The organism is Sulfobacillus sp. TH-112 (assembly GCF_057473405.1).
In genome coordinates this window covers 1-17,770 of sequence record NZ_JBYCKN010000195.1, presented here as the reverse complement: position 1 = coordinate 17,770, position 17,770 = coordinate 1, and the positions used below count along the sequence as shown (strand labels likewise).

Below are 17,770 nucleotides of genomic sequence, written 5' to 3'. Positions count from 1 at the left end.
CGTTCGACCCGCGATGAAACGCTTTGCCAATTTTCCCGGCCATTTCCGCCATGATCATGAGCCCTACTTGGACGTCGGGATCAGACATCACACGCATCATACCACCCAATCCTCCGGTACCTTTCTTATCCGCATCTTCAAGGACGCTACGCGCACTCTCAATCATTCCGCCACTTAGCGCTTTCATAGGTTGATCTAAGGCAAAATTAATCGCCTCGCGATTGATCATCGTGGCCAACAATGCTACTGCATCGCCCACTTGCGCGAGGATGCCGCTTTCATTCCATTCGACCACCATATGAAGAGCCCGTGTCAGTGCGTCGAGCGTGCCCTCAGGTATGCGCGATGTGCCGTCAACCGCATATTGCACCAAAACCTCGCCCATGGGTCCGTCTAATAGAGACTTCACCGTACTGGCTAAGTCGCCTAGATACTCCAGACCCTCCAATTGTTTAGAGGATAGCTCCATCACCACTTCACTCATGCGACCTCACTCCTTCCCCAAATTTTCAGCGAGGAAGTCCGCGGCTGGCATCCCCCAATCGGGCACTTTGCCTTTGGTGCGAAAGAACATGTCTTTGTACTGCATCTTCAAAAGATAGGGCACCCGGCCCATACGAAAAACTTCTCGCTTACCGCCGTACCAAGTGTTTGAACTGATATAGAAAGCCTGCCCGGCTCCCATGTCCCCAATGCAATTCACGATCGGGTCCATCGAATGATTGGCTTCGGCCGGTGAAATCGCGCCCAAGTCCCCAGCAATTTGATACGCCACCGCCTCAGACCCTAAGTGTGCCAGCATGCCAAGCTTTGGTACAGACACCGCTGCTGCATCACCGCATGCGAATACGTTACGATACGAAGGATTGCGCATCGTCATATCGGTGAGCACAAATCCCACGTCATCCGAAATGGGAAGATCTTTCAGAAACGGATGTGGGGTCCAGTCTGGGAAAATGATTTTCACTTCCGCGTCAAGACTCGGTCCCTCGGCGAATTCAATCCCGTCGGCGGTGATCTGACGAATGTCGTGCGTCTTATTGAGATAATGGAACCCCATGGCACTAGCCTTACCTAAGAGAGTTTTGACAATCCCCATTCCCGCATCTTCGGCAATCCATTCCGCCGGGGTAAACACTGTCACCTTATCGGGCCCACCCAAATGGTGCGTATTGAGCCAGGTCCCCACACTTAACGTCATTTCCACGGGGGGACCCTCACACGCAGCCTCCGCCATGGGCACGAGATCTTGGGTTCGCGTTCCTTGATGAAAGCGCGCCGAACCAATGGCGATCGGCCCGCCCTTATATTCATGATGTAAATAATGCCGCAAGCGATTGCCATAGAACGTGTCACTGACAGTATGCCCAAACTCCCCAAATCCCGGAATCTTGTCGTACGCCAATCGTGCTCCTAGGGCGACTACTAAGTAGTCATATTTGAGGGTCGTGAGAGCAGCGCCCGGCCGTTCCGAAGGCATCACATCAACCGTTTGCGACTCCACATCGATGCCGTGAACCTCACCGAGTACCAATGAGAGATGATCTTCTTGCATCGCCGGCAAAAGGGACATGATGAGCGTATCTTGCGGATTGCGATTCTCGAGCGCCTCCAGCCCGATATTAGGAACAAACAACAAATACGGTTTCTTGTCTACCAGTGTGATGTCTACCGTGTCACCAGCCAATTGGCGTATTTTTTGAGCAGCAGCTAGACCCGCAAAATTCGACCCCAATATGAGAACGTGCGGTTTCGCCATATGTAACCCCTCCTTAGTGAGTCTATCGAAAAAATCTCATCTCATTTAACGCTTGATACCTATATTTTTCGCAACCTATGTAGATTTTCTGACCATAAACAAAAAAGGCGCTACGAGCGCCTCTGTTGTTTGGTCATTGCGCCTGGCTAAAACGCGTTCTCGCCCAAAATCTCGCGGCCCATGATTAATGTATGGACTTCATACGTGCCTTCATAAGTGTCGACCGTCTCCAGGTTATTCATATGCCGAATGGGCGAATAGTCCACACTAATCCCATTGCCCCCCAAAAGTTCTCTCGCCATGCGCGCAACTTCAAGCGCCTGGCGTGCGTTGTCTCGTTTGGCCAATGACACTTGTGGATACCGCATGATGCCGCTCTCATATAGGTGCCCTAAGTGCAATGCTCGAAGTTGCATACTGACCACACGCGATGTCATATCCACGATGCGCTCCTGCACCATTTGTGTTGCTGCTATGGGGCGACCAAATGCCACACGGGTTTTGGCATAAGAAATGGACTCGTTGAGGCAATCCAAAGCCGCCCCCACCGTTCCGAAGGCGATGCCAAACCGCGCTTGTGTAAGACACCCCAATGGCGACCCCAATCCGTGGGATGCAGGTAAAAGCGCGTCTTCCCCTACTTCGACCTCATCCAAATACAATTCTGAAGTGACCGACATACGCATCGACGCTTTCGTATGAATAGCTCGGGCACTAAACCCCGGGGTATTTGTCGGTACAACAAACCCGCGGATTACGCCGGTTTCATCTTTAGCCCATATGATGGCAATGTGTGCCAGGTTTCCATTCGTTATCCACCGTTTGGAACCGCTAATAACAAACCCCTGGCCTTTCCGCTTGGCCACCGTATGCATCGAGGCCGGGTCGGATCCAGCATCAGGTTCAGTCAGACCAAAGCAGCCGATAATTTCGCCCTTGGCCATTTTAGGTAGGTACCGCGCCTTTTGCTGCTCGCTGCCATAGCGATAGATAGCATACATACCCAACCCACTTTGCACCGACGCGAACGAGCGCAGACCGGAATCCCCTCGCTCTAGCTCTTGCATCATCAAACCATAAGCTGTCCCGGTCACGCCCGCTCCACCGTATTCCTCGGGTAGTGTGGGCCCAAAAACACCTAGTTCTCCCAATCGCGGAATAAGGTGCATAGGAAAACTGCCTTCCTGCCACCACCCTCCCGCATAGGGTCGCACCTCTTGATCAACAAACCGGCGCACTGCATCTCGGATTTGAATTTCATCGGCACTCAGCTCTACGTCGATATCATAAAAATTGTCAATGTTACTCATGAACCTGGTCAGGCTCCTTTCCTGATGTCCTGATGGATTCCCAAAGAGTCATAATCTCGTCATGATGCTCGTCCAAGGTCGGTGGCGGAGACTTCATCGAGATCGGGCTATGCTGAAAATGCCAGGGCAGTTGCACTAGCGGAAGATCTGCTAGCCTCGCATGCCTCACGTGTTTCACCATGTCTTGTCCACGATGTGCTGCGTCTTCAAGAGCCTCCGGAATAGTTCTCACGGGTCCGCTCGGGATGCCCTCCGCTTCCAATAGCTGAACCCATTCTTGGACGGACTTTTCCTTCAGTACCGCTTGCAGGGTGTCTACCAATGCCTTACGATATCTGACGCGCGCGGGATTAGTGGCATACCGCGCATCTTGACACCACTCCGCATGTTGAAGTACTGCACACAAACGCCGAAACTGTCCATCATTCCCCACACCGATGGCCAGAAACCCATCGGCAGCCTGAAAGGTTTCATACGGGGCTAACTGCGGATGGGCGTTGCCATAACGTCCAGGCGCCTCACCAGTCATGAGATAACTCTGCGCCACGTTAGTCAACCACGCCATTTGCGATTCCCATAAAGACACTCCTACGTGGTCTCCCCGTCCGCTCAACTCCCGGCGATACAGTGCAGCCTCAATCCCTGATAGTAAAAAGAGACCCGTAGTAATGTCAGAAACCGCCAGACCAACTTTAAACGGTTCTCCACTGGGTGGACCGTTAAGCGACATGAGACCGGACCCAGCCTGAATCACAAAATCATACCCGGGACGGTCATCGCCGACCGGATAGCCCCGCACGCTCGCGGTGATGAGCCGCGGATTATCCCGCCTTAGGCTTTCAAGGGATAAATTCCAGTGTTCCAGCGTCCCCGGCTTGAAATTCTCTACGACGACATCCGCCCAGTGAAGCGCTAGGTCTCGAACCACTAACTGATGCGCGTCCTTGGATAGATCTAAAGCCAGCGAGCGTTTGTTGCGATTAATGGAGAGAAAATACGCGGACTCTCCCGAGACAAATGGAGGACCCCATTGCCGCGTCTCATCGCCCGACTTTTCGCGTTCGATCTTGATAACATCCGCCCCTAATTCACCTAAAGCCATGGTTGCGTAAGGTCCGGCCAGTACACGCGATAAGTCCAGTACGTTGACGCCCTCCAGGGGCCCTCCACTCTGCATTCTCGTCTCCCTAGTGCTGATGCACTTCGAGCAATGTCCGCTCCAAGATATCTAAGGCTTCATCCAATACCTCTAGGGGGGTATTCAATGGTGCTAAGAACCGCATCACATTCCCATAGATCCCCGCCTTGAGCATCAATACCCCGCGGGAAATGAGTAGTTTCAGCGCCCGATCGGTAGCCTCCGCCGCTGGTTCTTTGCCGTCTTGACTCTTCACCAGTTCGATAGCAACCATGGCACCCAATCCGCGAACGTCGCCAATGAGCGGATTCTTCTTTTGCATCTCTTTAAGACGCGTCTGTAAATGCTCGCCTTGGCGTTGAGCTTGCTCCAATAGATGCTCTTCCTCAAACGCGTCGAGCACCGCATTGCCTGCAGCAGTGCCTAGCGGATTGCCGACGTAGGTACCCCCAATTTGTGAATCATCTGGCCCATCCATCACCTCGGGACGGCCCATCACGCCGGATAGAGGAATCCCATCCGCAATCGACTTCGCCATCGTCAGAAGATCTGGGCGAATTCCGGCCTGTTCTGTCGCAAAAAAGGTTCCCGTGCGTCCAAACCCGGTTTGCACCTCATCGACAATCAGCAATACCCCATGCTTTTCCGTAAACTTACGCAACCAAGGAAGGAAGTTACTCGGCGGCACCACAAATCCGCCTTCACCCTGAACGGGCTCAACAATAACGGCCGCCAGGTCCTCGGGCGCAACCTGCAATAGCAACGCCTTTTCGATATTGGCATAGCATTTATCATCGCAGACGTGATTCGGCGCACCGCCCGAGAATTCACAGCGATAAGGATACGGATAGGGAGCACGATATACTTCAGGAGCGAAGGGTCCCATGCCCGCCTTATATGGATGAACTTTGCTGGTCAGCGTCATCGCCATCAGCGTCCGGCCATGAAATGCCCTTTCAAAAGACAAGATACCCGTGCGACCCGTATAGGTGCGGGCGATCTTGACTGCGTTTTCCACTGCTTCAGCACCGGAATTGAAAAAGACGCTGGTCGCAGGACCCCCACCAGGAAAGTGAGCATTCAAGCGTTCCGCTAACTGCACATAGCTCTCATAGGGAATCATCGTGAAATCGGTGTGTAAAAACCGATCCACTTGTTCGTGCAATGCCTTTTTTACACGGTCATTGGTGTGTCCCACGTTCAACACACCAACCCCTCCCGTCAGGTCGATAAAGGTGTTGCCATCAATGTCCGTCAAGAGACTGCCATGGGCCTTGTCTACTACGACCGGAGCAAACGGCGCCACGGATCGCGGTGTGGCCTTATCAATGCGCTCCAAAACACTCTTGCTCTTCGGCCCTGGTACTTCCGTCTTCAATGCAATATATTTTGTCTGCGTCGCCATAGTATCCTCCTTATATCACTCATCTTCAGATTCGATATCCAAGTCACCCGCACCAGGAGCTTCCCCCATTTTTTACCCCAAGGGAAGAATAGCCCACGCCGGCGGTTTAGGCGTCAATCTGGGCCCTTTGTAATCGTCCACTAAAATCGACATAGACCGCTTTCCACTCGGAAAAGAAGTCCAGCGCTGCTGTGCCTGCTTCCCGGTGACCGTTGCCAGTGCCACGGGTGCCTCCAAACGGCAGATGAATTTCCGCTCCTGTCGTTCCCGCATTAATATACACAATCCCTGTCGCTAAATCTCGGATGGCCTGAAACACACGATTCACATCTTGGCTAAAGATGGAGGAAGATAGGCCGTACGTGACCTGGTTATTGACCTGAATGGCTTCGTCGAGATCTTTAACCCGAATCATCGACAGCACCGGTCCAAAAATCTCTTCAGTGGCAATTCTCATATCGGGCGTCACTTCGGTAAATAAGGTTGGCGGGTAATAGTGCCCGGACTGGAGTGTCGCATCATCGGGTAACTGCCCACCCAATTCTAACCTCGCACCCTCACTTGTGCCTATTCCAATGTATCCGTGCACCTTTTCGACCGCTTTCTGGCTAATCAGCGGGCCGACATCTGTCTCGTTATCGAGACCATGCCCAACTTTCAACGTCGCCATCCGCGCTATGAGACGCTCTTTGAGCTCGTCATAGACTCCTTCTTGAACGATGAGGCGTGAACATGCGGTGCATCGTTGTCCAGTAGTCCCAAAAGCGCTCCACAAAATCCCGTCAACCGCCAAGTCCAGGTTCGCATCATCCATCACGATAATGGCGTTCTTTCCGCCCAGTTCCAACGAGACGCGCTTCAAGCCCTCGCCCGCCACTTTCGCGACATGTCGCCCGGTTTGGTTGGACCCAGTGAACGAAATCAAATTGACTCGGGGGTCTTGCAACAACACTTCGCCAACCTCCGGGCCCGTCCCAAACACTAAGTTGACAACTCCTTTAGGGACACCCGCTTCCGCTAGAATGTTCACCAATTCATACGCTAACTGAGGAGTTTCACTGGCTGGTTTAAACACCACCGTATTGCCGCAAACCAGAGCAGGAAATATTTTCCATGTTGGGATGGCCATCGGAAAGTTCCACGGAGTAATAATTCCCGCCACACCGATCGCATCTCGCGTCGCCATCGCAAACTTATCCGGCAATTCCGATGGCGTGGTATAGCCAAAACTGCGGCGCCCTTCTCCCGCCATATAAAAGGCCATGTCAATGCCTTCTTGAACGTCTCCGGCCGCCTCTTGGTAGACCTTTCCCATCTCCCGAGTCATCTTTTCCGCTAACTCGTGCTTTCGATCTTTGAGAATTTGTCCGACAGTATAAAGAATTTCTCCGCGCTTTGGTGCTGGCACCAAGCGCCAGGTTTTAAACGCTTCATGGGCCGCTTCAATGGCCCGCTCGGCATCCTTCTTACTGGACAGAGGAACCTCGGCAATCACTTCACCGTTACCGGGGTCAATATCTGGTTCATACTGACCATTTTCCGGTTCAACCCACTGGCCACCTATGTAATTTTTTAATCTCACCGTCATCCTCCTTCGCGTGTGAAGCACAATGAGTAGTACGGCAGTCATACCCCCCTTAGGCGACGCCAATCCCACAACATCATGTCCACTCTTAGTCACGAGACCCAAAATCTAGTATAGCGTCGTCGCTGAAAAATTGCCATGATCAACCCTGCGGCGCGGATATCCTCTCAAGGCTTAGAACAACCTACTCAGACCACATCGCTTCTTTAGGAGGGAACAACATGGGCAAAAGCCGCTCGCGATCCTGGACTATGGTTCTCACTCTCTTGGTCTTGACTGGATGCGGAGGATTTTCAGGTCGGTTACCCGTCGGCTTCACTAGCCGTTTTGCCCACCGTCCTCTCTATCTTGGAAAGATAGCGGCCCACCGCAGCGCCGTGATCGCTTCCTCTCCTTACGTCGTGAACTACCCGCCCGCTCATCGCATGATCGCGACCATCTCTCTTCTCCCCGCCGTATCCGGGTCACTGTACCTCATCAACGGCCGTTATGTAGGTTCCTCCACTTTGCTCATTCCCCTTGGATGGCATGTCACCATGCACGCAGTGAATAACAGCACTCGCCCTTTACGATTGGCCGTGTTAGGCCCAAATCGTCAAGTGATCAAGAAAATCGGGCCTGTCGCACCCCACAAAAGCCAATCCGTGAGTTGGACAGCGCCCCACCATCCCCAAAGTGATACCTTCGTCTGGTTCGTATCCTCTACCGCCAATCCTATTGCTGGCCTGCCGATACAGGTTGAGAGCCGATCCTATGGTAAATTTAGTTGACCCCAGTTAAATAGGTTTCAATGCTACTCTTAGTCAATCGTCCTTGGCCGATCCGGGCTACCGCCGCCCCGGTCGCGAAAAACTCCAAGTTGTAGGCGGGCACTTCCGCAACCCCCTCGCCTCCATAAGGAAAGAAGGTGCCATCAATGGTAATGCCGTTGCCCATCATATTGAACCCACCCCAGCTATTGCCGTATCCCGCGTAGATCCTTAGTTCCGTTTCCTCGATGGCTGTGGTAATGTTCACACCCACAATGCCATCCACCCGTTGGCCATTTTTCGCATCGCGTGCCATTTGTTGCAGTGCGTAACGACGCGTGTCCGAGAATCGCTGCGTCACCGAGGTTAACTCCTGATTCTGATAATTCCACATAGAATTAATAGAGCGCGTCCGATATCCTACCGGCATACAATGCCAATAGTATCCTAAGCAATAATTGACTGGAATAAATCCTATCGTCAACAGCTTATAGAATTCCTCGCCGCTCAGCGGGCTGACCAGAATTGTCTTTCCCGGACGGAGTCCGTCAAAGCGAACGGCCGTACCTATGACGCTACATTCAATCACCGTCTGGTTTCGAGAAAATTTAAACTGCGCATCGACAATCGCATGCGCGTCCGCCAGTCGGGCCTCTTGCGACATCCGGTCAATGGCATCTTGTTTCGCGCGATAATACGCATGCACAAGATTGGTCGCGTCATAATTGCCATCCAGATAGATACGCCCGCTAGTGTCTGTTGCCGCTTGGAAGTAACAGCTACCGGCCACTTGCACCAAGGGGGTCATGTGAATTTCATCCGCTAGATAGAGGTCATTAATGTCCAGCGTACTCATCCACGGCAGTTCCTTCTGAACGGTCTTTTTGACTCTCTCCTGCGCGGCAAGAGGAATACTTCCCCGTTCCAGCAACTCGCGATCGCGCAACATCTGTTGCTCCGATTCAGCGTTGTACTGCCGAAAGGTTTTTTGCAGGGCTTGACTCAATTCCACTTCTTTCTCGTCGGGTACCTGCGGTTGATTTTTCCGGAACCATGGCATCGTCTTCCCCTCTTTCTTACGACGTCAGTCGTTTAACGGCAATACTAAGCTAGGCGAAGACAACTGCGACTCTTGGAATCGCTTAACGGCTGTACCCACCGCGAAGAATTCAATAACGTGTGCACCCCATTGGTGACTACTCTCATGCAAGTTGACACCCACAATGCCCTCTGCCTGTAATTCGGACGCTTCCAGTTGCATACGCTCCATCGCTAGCTCACGGGCGTCGTACAATCCCTGAGTATAGATAGTCATTTCCTGATTCTGTCCCACCTGACGCAAGGTCTGCATCATACCTTGATGGGCTATGTGATAGACGCACGATCCAAGAACCAAGCTGACCGGGCGATAACCCGTTTTCATTAACGTCCAGAAATCCTGCCCGGAGAGATCCGAGGTAAACGGTTTGTTCTTAATGGTGCGATGGCTGCTACCATCTTTGGAACGGACCGCTGTTCCAATGGCAATAAATTCTGCCAGATGCTGTCCCCACTCCGCGTGGCGCACTTCGAGACGGACACCAATGATTCCGTCCGCCTTTAACGCATCCGCTTCTTCTTCCATGCGGCTCATAGCCAGCTCACGCGCGTTATACATGGCCTGCGAAAGCACCGTCATTTCCTGATTTTTTGACCAAGCAGACTGCTGATATCCGATATGGTAAATGGACGACCCCATCACCATGCCTAGGGGTTCAAAGCCGGCCTCATCCACCAACACAAATTCATTGACGGTGAGATCAGACGTGAACACATAATGCCCCGATTCGCGATCTAGTCGCTCCAGGGCGTCCTTTGGGATATCTTTGTATTCGTTTTCGATGAGATTCCCCTCCTCCAACAGACTCCATCATTGAGATCTTCTGCCAAGCTCTCACTACTCCTACGTCCTTAGCATAACAAGGCTCTCTCAGGTTGGAAAGCATTAGTTCCAATCTAAAGGAACGCGTTGCCCATAACGAGGCACTAGAACCGTTACTCCAGCCTTATAGGCTAGGTGCACCGTTTGGCCCACATCGCCCAAATTTTCTGGATAGGTTTCAAAATGCATAGGCACCAGAAACTCCGCTCCGACCGCCTTGGTCAATAATACGGCGTCCTCAGGATTCATGTTGCCTACTAAGTCTTGTTGCTCCCGGAAGTACCCTCGCCCATTAATGGGTAACAACATCGCCGTAATGTGGTAGGGCAATAAGGCGTCGACCAGTCCGTCATATACCAACGTATCACCACTATGGTAGACTGCGTACGCTCCCATTTTAAACACATATCCTAGAAAGCGGCCCATCGGTTGCCCAAAATGATAGCCCTCTCCGTGATGAACGGCATGCTGACTCAAAATGGAAACTACCGTGATATCTCCATAGACGAGAGGGATTCCTGGATGCGCCCCGATCACGTTCGTGAGGCCGTGACTTATCGTGTCGCTCGCAAGCGGTGCCGGCACTATCACCTCAACATGAGGATGCTGTGCTTGCAGTTGTCGCAAGGTGGCTATATCAAGGTGGTCGCTATGCTCATGGGTCGCAAACGCCGCATCAAGGTGACCGATTCCGTCAATATCGACCGACGGCTGACGAAGGCGCGGATCGTTCCGAAGGAACAGGTCCACGCCTAGGTTAGCCAACGGGCTATGTAGCAAGAAGCTTGACTGTCCTACCCACGTTAACCCATAGCTCATTGGGGCAGTTCACCAAGCCACCACGAATGCGCCTCCACCCGATGACGCTCCGACCCGATAACCGCATCAATCGAAGATTGCCCATGATTCATCACCAACACATGCCCATCGCGCGAAACGGCCGCTTGTCCTCCGATTCCCTCTAGGCGAACCCGCGGACTGAGATCGACACTCGTAAAATACGCTCGATACAGATCATCTAACCCCTCAACAGGCCCGGTACCGTGGGTGGCCTCCAATCCCACACTATTCGTGGTAATCGTCCCGCGTCCGTGGTGCCGTCGAAAAATGCGGGGTAGCCCATCGCTATCGCGCGCGAGGGTCGTCGCGCCACTTTCGCGCAACGTCACCGACGGTACGTCGCCTGACGCAGAAAACTCTATCCGTGTCCCATCCTCCCAGACGAGACACCCAGTCTCCTCGTGAAATTCCTGAACATTATAGAGTCCATCACGTTCAACGCCCAACATCGCCGGTAAATCAGGAAACCAGTAGGTATAGGAATAGGCGATATAGAGATGCCCACCTTCGCTCACCCAATCGAACAAGCGTCTCCTCAAGGGCTCACCAATGCGGGGTGCAACCAGAAACAACACCTGATATCGATTCAGTACCTCAAGAGACGGCACGCGATCTTCAAATCCCACTTCTGGAGGGAGAGGCTCTCGAATCACACCAGGGTTATATCCGAGTCCCGCCATTGTCCGCAGCATTCGAGTTGCCACGGTTGTCATAAGTTCCCGCTCTGGCCCACGCTCAAACGGAATCATTCCTGTTTGCAAAGCGGGCACCACGATCCCCACGGCGTCTTTTTCGACCGTGCCAAACTGACTTTGTATGGCCCGCAAATCTTGCATAACCTGCCCGGTCGGCTTTTTCTTGCCATCAACGGTAAATAGCCCAAATTTCAGTTCGAAGGGATGATGTGAATAAGGGAGGGTTAGCGGCAGGTCGAAATCGGTTAAACACCACGCCCACGCCCCCACTGCCCCGGCCATCAAGGCGCCAGCAACTTGCGAACGATAAAAGTCGGCTTGAGCTTCATGCGGTCCAAAACCATCGGTGGTCCCAAATTCTTCTAGCAATACCGGTCGCGACCCTTCTCCCATAGCGCAATGCACATACGATGCCATGGCCACTTCCAACGGATCAGATGCTTCCGGATACACATGCGGGCCCACAATATCGACCGATTTTTCCAGCAACTGCACTTGAATTCCCGTATCGGCCCCCAACGCATTCCAAAGTCCATCACCCAACGTAATCGGCCGCGACTGTGAATCCTCCTCGCGTACCGCTTTCGTCATGCGCTCAATCCATGCCTTGAAAATGGGTGGCGTGGTCTTCCCTGCATAGAGTGGCCATTCATTCGTGAGCACCCATCCTGCCACCGACGGCATCCTGGAAAGGCGTGACACTGAACGACGGATAAAAGCCTCTTCATGTTCCACCATAAACGGATCGTGCCACAAGTCCCGGCCATCTCGCCACACCGGGTCCCAATTACGACCCGACATATGTCCGACCAAGAGCGTCGGGAAGGTCTTCAACTGATTCTCATTACACAAATCCAGAAATTCCGCCACCCGATCCCATAACTCCAGGCTATCGACGCCGGGATGGGGTTCAAAGTCCGGCCAATACAAAAAGATACGTAGCGTGTCTAACCCAATGGAGCGGGCCATGGTCAGCTCTTCTTGAATCGCTTCGCGATCAAAATGAGTCCACATCCTAGGGCCACCCTGTCGACTCCAATAATTTGCCCCTAAAGTGAATTCAGACATAGTCTACCTCCGAATCCGTTTAATGATTTTGCCAGCGAATCAGGTCGCGATACCAAAGACCACTATCTTTTATGGTACGCTTTTGGGTAGCGTAATCCACATAGGTGAGGCCGAATCGTTTGGAATACCCGAACGACCATTCAAAATTATCCATTAGCGACCATAGATAATAGCCTTTGAGGGTACCCCCTTCTTCGAGGAACTGATGTGCTCGGGCCAGGTGCTGCTCGACAAATGTCCTGCGCGCCTCATCATGTACGGCACCATCTGAACTCACTTGATCAGGGTATGCGGCCCCATTTTCTGTGATATAAATCGGCAACTTGGTATATTCGTCATTAATCCGCTTTAACAAACGGTACAGTGAATCGGGATGAACCTCCCAGCCCATATCGGTGATGCGACTCGGATCGGGGGGGACATGTCCCAAGCTTAAAAACCCATCGGGCGGCACGTCATATACGACGGCGCGGGTGTAATAATTTACCCCCAAGAAGTCGATCGGGGAATGAATCACCGCCAAATCATCCGACTTCATAAATCCGTAGTCTTGCACATATGGCAAAAACAATTCCTTCATATCCTCTGGATAGAAACCCTTAAAGATAGGATCGAGAAACCAGCGGTTAGAAAATCCATCCCCTCGCCACGCTGCGCCTCGATCTTCCTCGCTACTGGTCCGAGGGTCGGTCACATTGAGATTTAGCGTGATGCCAATCTCGCCGTTGAGTCCCATTCCCCGATACCCGCGTACCACTTGTCCATGCGACAGCAAAATATGATGCGACGCCAGTACCGCCTCACGCCAATCCCGATGCCCAGGCGCATGTTCGCCAATCCCATAGCTTAAAAACGATGAGCACCACGGCTCGTTGTGAGTAATCCATTGGCCAATACGATCTCCGAAATTGCGAAATAACAACTCCGCATAATCAGAAAAATATCCCACCACATCCCGATTGGCCCAGCCCCCGCGGTCTGCCAACCACTGCGGCAAGTCCCAATGATAGATGGTCGCGGCTGGACTAATGCCGTGTTTTTCCAACTCATCTAACAGGCGCCGATAAAAATCCAAGCCTTTCTGGTTTACTTGACGCTCTTCGGTGAGAACGCGCGGCCATGCAAACGAAAACCGATACGAGGACACTCCTAAAGAGGCCATTAGCGCGATATCGTCCGGATACCGATGGTAGTGGTCACACGCCACATCCCCACTATCCCCTTGAAAGGTTTTGCCAGGGGTATGAGCAAAAGTATCCCAATGAGAAGGAATACGTCCATCCTCAAAGGCAGCTCCCTCAATTTGATACGAGGCGGTCGCAACGCCAAAGGTAAAGTCTTTGGGAAATTGCATCACATTCGACATGATGTCACTCCTTTATGATAGTGGTCTCACTTTAACTCAACGTGGTAATTTCAGCAGGATGATAACAGGCCACGAAATGCCCTGGGGCCACTTCTTCGGTCGGCGGCATGGTCGTCTCGCACTCTTCACTAGCATAGAGACAACGCCCCGCAAAAGGGCACCCACGCCGACTCTCGCTTAGATCGGGCAACTCGTTAGCCCGTTCCGGAAGAGGCCCTTTCATCTCACTACCGGGAGTCGCTGCCAGCAAAAGCTGGGTATAGGGATGAAGCGGATTGCGGATTAATTCTCGAGAGGACGCGGTCTCCATAACCTTTCCTGCATAGAGCACCATAATGCGATCTCCAAAGTATCGAGCTGATGCCAAGTCATGAGTAATATATAAGAATGACAAGTGGAATTCGCTCTTCAACTCATTCATTAATTTCAAAATTCCCGCACGGATGGACACATCAAGCATCGAAATCGGTTCATCGGCGACCAGAAACCGTGGTTGCACCGCCAGTGAGCGCGCAATTGCAAGCCGTTGTCTCTGACCTCCAGAGAGCTCATGGGGATACTTCTGACGGGTTTCATCCACCGGGGTCAGTCCAACACGGTTCAAAAGCTCATCGATCACCGCATTGACTTGTTCTTTGGTCCCGCCGCGATGACGACGAATGGGATAGATAAGATGGTTTTCGACCGTTTTCACGGGATTCAGCGAGCCAAAAGGGTCTTGAAATATCATTTGCGCTTGGCGACGATAATTCACGAGCGCTGCGCCCCTAATATGAGTGACATCCTCGCCGTTGACGTGAATCTCTCCTTGGCTAGGCTCTAAAATTCGCAGCAAGGCCCGGCCTATAGTAGTTTTCCCACTGCCGGACTCGCCTACTAGCGCCAGCACTTCCCCCTTTTGAATGTGAAACGACACCTGGTCCACGGGGCGAATCCACTGGCCTCCACGTAAGCGAAAGCGCACCACCATGTCTTTGACGTTCACTAAGTCCGCACTTCCGGCTGCACTTTCACGAAGAGACATGGTGGAACTCTCCTTTCAAACTGGTGTCAAAAGCATGGCAGGCCACCAAACGTGACCCCACAGCGATCGGCTCAGGCCGTTTTTCTTGGCAAATCCTCTCCGCCATCGGACATCGTGGATGATAGGCACAACCCGTGGGTAAGTCCACCAAGTTGGGCGGATGCCCTGGTATGCCCTCGATTTCCACATCCTCATGGGTTAGTCGCGGAATCGCCCTCATCAAGCCTAACGTATACGGATGGTGATTCTCCTCCACCACATTAAGTCCCTGGCTTTCCGTCATCTCTACGATGCGTCCCGCATACATAATCGCCACCCGCGACGCCAATTCTGCGACCAAACTAAAGTCATGACTAATAAACAGGACGGCAAAGTGACGCTCGCGCTGCAATTCTTGAATTTGCTCTAGAATCGAGCGTTGGACTACCACATCCAGCGCAGTGGTGGGCTCGTCCATGATAACCAGTGACGGTTCGAGCGCTAATGCAATCGCAATCACAATCCGTTGCTTCATCCCGCCGGACAACTCGTGAGGATAGCTCTTCGCATACTTGCGTGCAATGCGCACCATGTCTAGCAGTGCGTACGAACGCTCCAGAGCTTCGTTGCGGGTCATTTGGCGCCGGTGTGCCGAAAAGACATCTATCATTTGCTGCTCCACCGTCATGACGGGATTTAACACGGTCATCGCACTCTGAAAGACCATGGACATCGAACTCCAGCGAAACTGCCGCAACTCCTGACGATCCATGGCATAAATGTCGCGGCCATTCACCAAAATTTGGCCATGGGTTAAATGCGCCGTCCCTTTTAAAAGCCGCATAATGCCGGTCGCTAACGTCGACTTCCCACTCCCTGACTCGCCCACAAGACCGACAATATTGTCCTTTTCCAGCTTCAAGTTGACATGGGAGACCGCTTGTACCGATCCGGCAGCCGACTCATAGGCGATAGAGACGTCGCGCACCTCGAGCACAATCTCTCCGGACGGGGGGCTGTCAGCGAACCGTTCAGTGTTATCAAATGTCACTTCATCCATGCTTCGCCCCCCTTTGCTTGACGCGGGGTAAATCCCGCAACCGAGGATTGGTCAGTTGGTCGATGGCATAGTTCATCAGCACCAAGCTGAGACCAACTAACGCGATACCCAAGCCCGGCGGGATAAACCACCACCATCCCCCAGTCAGAATCGCGTCCCCCTGCGACGCCCAGTACAACATGGTTCCCCATGACACGGAAGACACATTTTCTAAGCCTAAAAACGCCAAACCGGATTCCGCTAAAATGGCCGCAAGACAAGCATACATGATGTTCGAGGCAATGATCGAGGTCATATTGGGCATGATTTCTGTCACCATAATGCGTAAGTCGGATGCCCCAGACAACTTCGCTGCGGTCACAAAATCTCGCCGCGCAAAGCTCATGGTCTGCGCCCGAAATACGCGTGCCCCCCATGCCCATCCCGTGAGTCCAATAATCAACCCATTGAAGATTGGTGAACTTTGATGGACATAAGCCTCAATCAAAATTAACAACGCGAGACCGGGCAGAACCAAAAAGATGTTGCTGAGGAAATTCAAGATGGTGTCAATCCATCCCCCTTGATAGCCAGCTGTCACCCCAATTAAGAGGCTCAATCCCGTCGCTAAAAGGCCGGCACCCACGCCCACTATGAGCGTGGTACGCGCGCCATAGATGAACTGAGAAAAAACGTCTTGCCCTTGAGCGGTGGTCCCAAAAAGATGCTGCGCACTCGGCAACAGGTTCGGCGCAAACTGCGTCGACGTGGCGCTATACGGGGCAATCAAAGGCGCAAAAATCGCAATCAGGGCAAAGAACAAAAACAAGCAGACTCCCACCGCCGACTTTTTATTCGAGAACATGACGCGCGCCACGCGGCCCAGTCCAGACGGGCGGGTCCGGCGAGCGGGTCCAGGAGGTGCAGAAGGACTAGCCATCGTTGGTTCATAAGACGCATCCATTGCCATTACATGCCACCTCCTGTGCGCACCCGAGGATCAAGGCGAACATACAAAATGTCCACAAACAAATTGACGACTAATACCGACACAGCAATAATTAAAAACGCTGACTGAATCAGTGGCAAGTCCTGTGAAAGCACGGCGTTAGTCAACTGAAACCCGATGCCGGGATACGAAAAAACTTCTTCCGTCAAAATGGACCCACTCACAATGAGGCCCATGGCTAACGCAAAACTAGTCACTTGCGGTAAAATGGCGTTACGCGCAGCATAGCTACTCATCAAACGCCAATCGGAAACGCCCTTGGCTTCCGCAAACACCACGTAATCTTCGCCTAAAGTATTAATCATGTTGTTGCGCATGCCGATAATCCAACCGCTGACCGATCCCAAAAATACCGTCACTGCCGGCAACACCGCATGACCCAACACACTAGAGATAAACGGTCCATTGAATCCCGGCGTAACCGATGTCGAATAGGCATGGCCTAGAGGGAACCAGTGCACGACAAACGCAAAGACAAACAATAAAATCGTACCCGTCCAAAAATAGGGCATGGCCTGTAAAAACATCGTTGTTACTGGTAGCGTGTTATCTAGTAATCCTCCGCGACGCCAGGCAATATAAATGCCGAGCACGGTGCCGACCATTACCGCAATCAAGGTGGCACTGCCGACCATGCCAATGGTCCACGGTAAGCTATGAGCGATAACCGTTTTGACCGGTGTCGGGTAATAGGTATAAGACAGCCCCCAGTGAAAAGTGACCATATTCTTCAAGTAGGTCAAGTACTGTAGATAGAGCGGTTGGTGCGAAAAACCAAACTGCAGTTCCAATGCATGCAGGGCTCCAGGCCCAAGAGACCCCTGAAACTTTGCAAACATGGCTAAGGCAGGATTACCGGGAAGCATTCGAGGTAAAGCAAAAT

General features: G+C 52.4%; 16 protein-coding genes. 1 reads left to right on the top strand and 15 read right to left on the bottom strand.

Annotated elements, in window-relative coordinates; all coding sequences use genetic code 11:
* From ACOJWD_RS14510 to ACOJWD_RS14485, 6 genes are all read right to left on the bottom strand, one after another.
* A partial coding sequence (locus tag ACOJWD_RS14510; RefSeq protein ID WP_486993962.1) for a DUF1641 domain-containing protein occupies positions 1–484 on the bottom strand: 484 nt, incomplete at its 3' end.
* A gap of 6 nt (positions 485–490) precedes the next feature.
* On the bottom strand, positions 491–1,759 hold the full coding sequence (locus ACOJWD_RS14505; protein WP_486993961.1) for an NAD(P)/FAD-dependent oxidoreductase: 1,269 nt from the start codon (positions 1,757–1,759) through the stop codon (positions 491–493).
* Positions 1,760–1,905: 146 nt separating this feature from the next.
* Positions 1,906–3,069, bottom strand: a complete 1,164-nt coding sequence (locus tag ACOJWD_RS14500) for an acyl-CoA dehydrogenase family protein (protein ID WP_486993960.1) — start codon at positions 3,067–3,069, stop codon at positions 1,906–1,908.
* Positions 3,062–4,246 carry a CaiB/BaiF CoA transferase family protein gene (locus ACOJWD_RS14495; RefSeq protein WP_486993959.1) on the bottom strand — a complete coding sequence of 395 codons (1,185 nt, stop codon included), beginning with the start codon at positions 4,244–4,246 and terminating at the stop codon, positions 3,062–3,064. The genes ACOJWD_RS14500 and ACOJWD_RS14495 overlap by 8 nt, the downstream gene beginning before the upstream one ends.
* A gap of 10 nt (positions 4,247–4,256) precedes the next feature.
* Positions 4,257–5,612, bottom strand: a complete 1,356-nt coding sequence (gene gabT, locus ACOJWD_RS14490) for a 4-aminobutyrate--2-oxoglutarate transaminase (protein WP_486993958.1) — start codon at positions 5,610–5,612, stop codon at positions 4,257–4,259.
* 106 nt (positions 5,613–5,718) lie between these two features.
* A complete protein-coding gene (locus tag ACOJWD_RS14485) occupies positions 5,719–7,200 on the bottom strand; it encodes an aldehyde dehydrogenase family protein (protein WP_486993957.1) in 1,482 nt (493 codons plus the stop codon).
* Positions 7,201–7,418: 218 nt separating this feature from the next.
* On the opposite strand from ACOJWD_RS14485, the gene ACOJWD_RS14480 reads away from it, so the two are divergent.
* Positions 7,419–7,967: a hypothetical protein gene (locus tag ACOJWD_RS14480; RefSeq protein ID WP_486993956.1), complete on the top strand. Its 549-nt coding sequence runs from the start codon at positions 7,419–7,421 to the stop codon at positions 7,965–7,967.
* Here the strand turns inward: ACOJWD_RS14480 and ACOJWD_RS14475 are convergent.
* From ACOJWD_RS14475 to ACOJWD_RS14435, 9 genes are all read right to left on the bottom strand, one after another.
* Complete coding sequence (locus ACOJWD_RS14475) at positions 7,960–9,006, bottom strand: heavy metal-binding domain-containing protein (protein ID WP_486993955.1); 1,047 nt, start codon at positions 9,004–9,006, stop codon at positions 7,960–7,962. The genes ACOJWD_RS14480 and ACOJWD_RS14475 overlap by 8 nt on opposite strands.
* Positions 9,007–9,030: 24 nt before the next feature.
* Positions 9,031–9,846, bottom strand: coding sequence for a heavy metal-binding domain-containing protein (locus tag ACOJWD_RS14470; RefSeq protein WP_486993954.1), 816 nt, complete (start codon positions 9,844–9,846; stop codon positions 9,031–9,033).
* Positions 9,847–9,930: 84 nt separating this feature from the next.
* Complete coding sequence (locus tag ACOJWD_RS14465; RefSeq protein ID WP_486993953.1) at positions 9,931–10,686, bottom strand: MBL fold metallo-hydrolase; 756 nt, start codon at positions 10,684–10,686, stop codon at positions 9,931–9,933.
* Positions 10,683–12,416: a glycoside hydrolase 5 family protein gene (locus ACOJWD_RS14460; RefSeq protein ID WP_486993952.1), complete on the bottom strand. Its 1,734-nt coding sequence runs from the start codon at positions 12,414–12,416 to the stop codon at positions 10,683–10,685. Before ACOJWD_RS14460 ends, ACOJWD_RS14465 begins: the two co-directional genes overlap by 4 nt.
* Before the next feature lie 73 nt (positions 12,417–12,489).
* Positions 12,490–13,836, bottom strand: coding sequence for a GH1 family beta-glucosidase (locus tag ACOJWD_RS14455; protein WP_486993951.1), 1,347 nt, complete (start codon positions 13,834–13,836; stop codon positions 12,490–12,492).
* Positions 13,837–13,867: 31 nt separating this feature from the next.
* A complete protein-coding gene (locus tag ACOJWD_RS14450) occupies positions 13,868–14,860 on the bottom strand; it encodes an ABC transporter ATP-binding protein (protein ID WP_486993950.1) in 993 nt (330 codons plus the stop codon).
* Positions 14,847–15,899 (bottom strand): ABC transporter ATP-binding protein, encoded by a 1,053-nt coding sequence (locus ACOJWD_RS14445; protein ID WP_486993949.1) that lies wholly within the window; start codon positions 15,897–15,899, stop codon positions 14,847–14,849. The genes ACOJWD_RS14450 and ACOJWD_RS14445 overlap by 14 nt, the downstream gene beginning before the upstream one ends.
* Entirely contained in the window at positions 15,892–16,848 is a 957-nt protein-coding gene (locus ACOJWD_RS14440) for an ABC transporter permease (RefSeq protein ID WP_486993948.1), read from the bottom strand. The genes ACOJWD_RS14445 and ACOJWD_RS14440 overlap by 8 nt, the downstream gene beginning before the upstream one ends.
* Positions 16,848–17,770 (bottom strand): ABC transporter permease (locus ACOJWD_RS14435; RefSeq protein ID WP_486993947.1); only part of this gene is annotated, 923 nt, incomplete at its 5' end. The genes ACOJWD_RS14440 and ACOJWD_RS14435, both read right to left, overlap by 1 nt.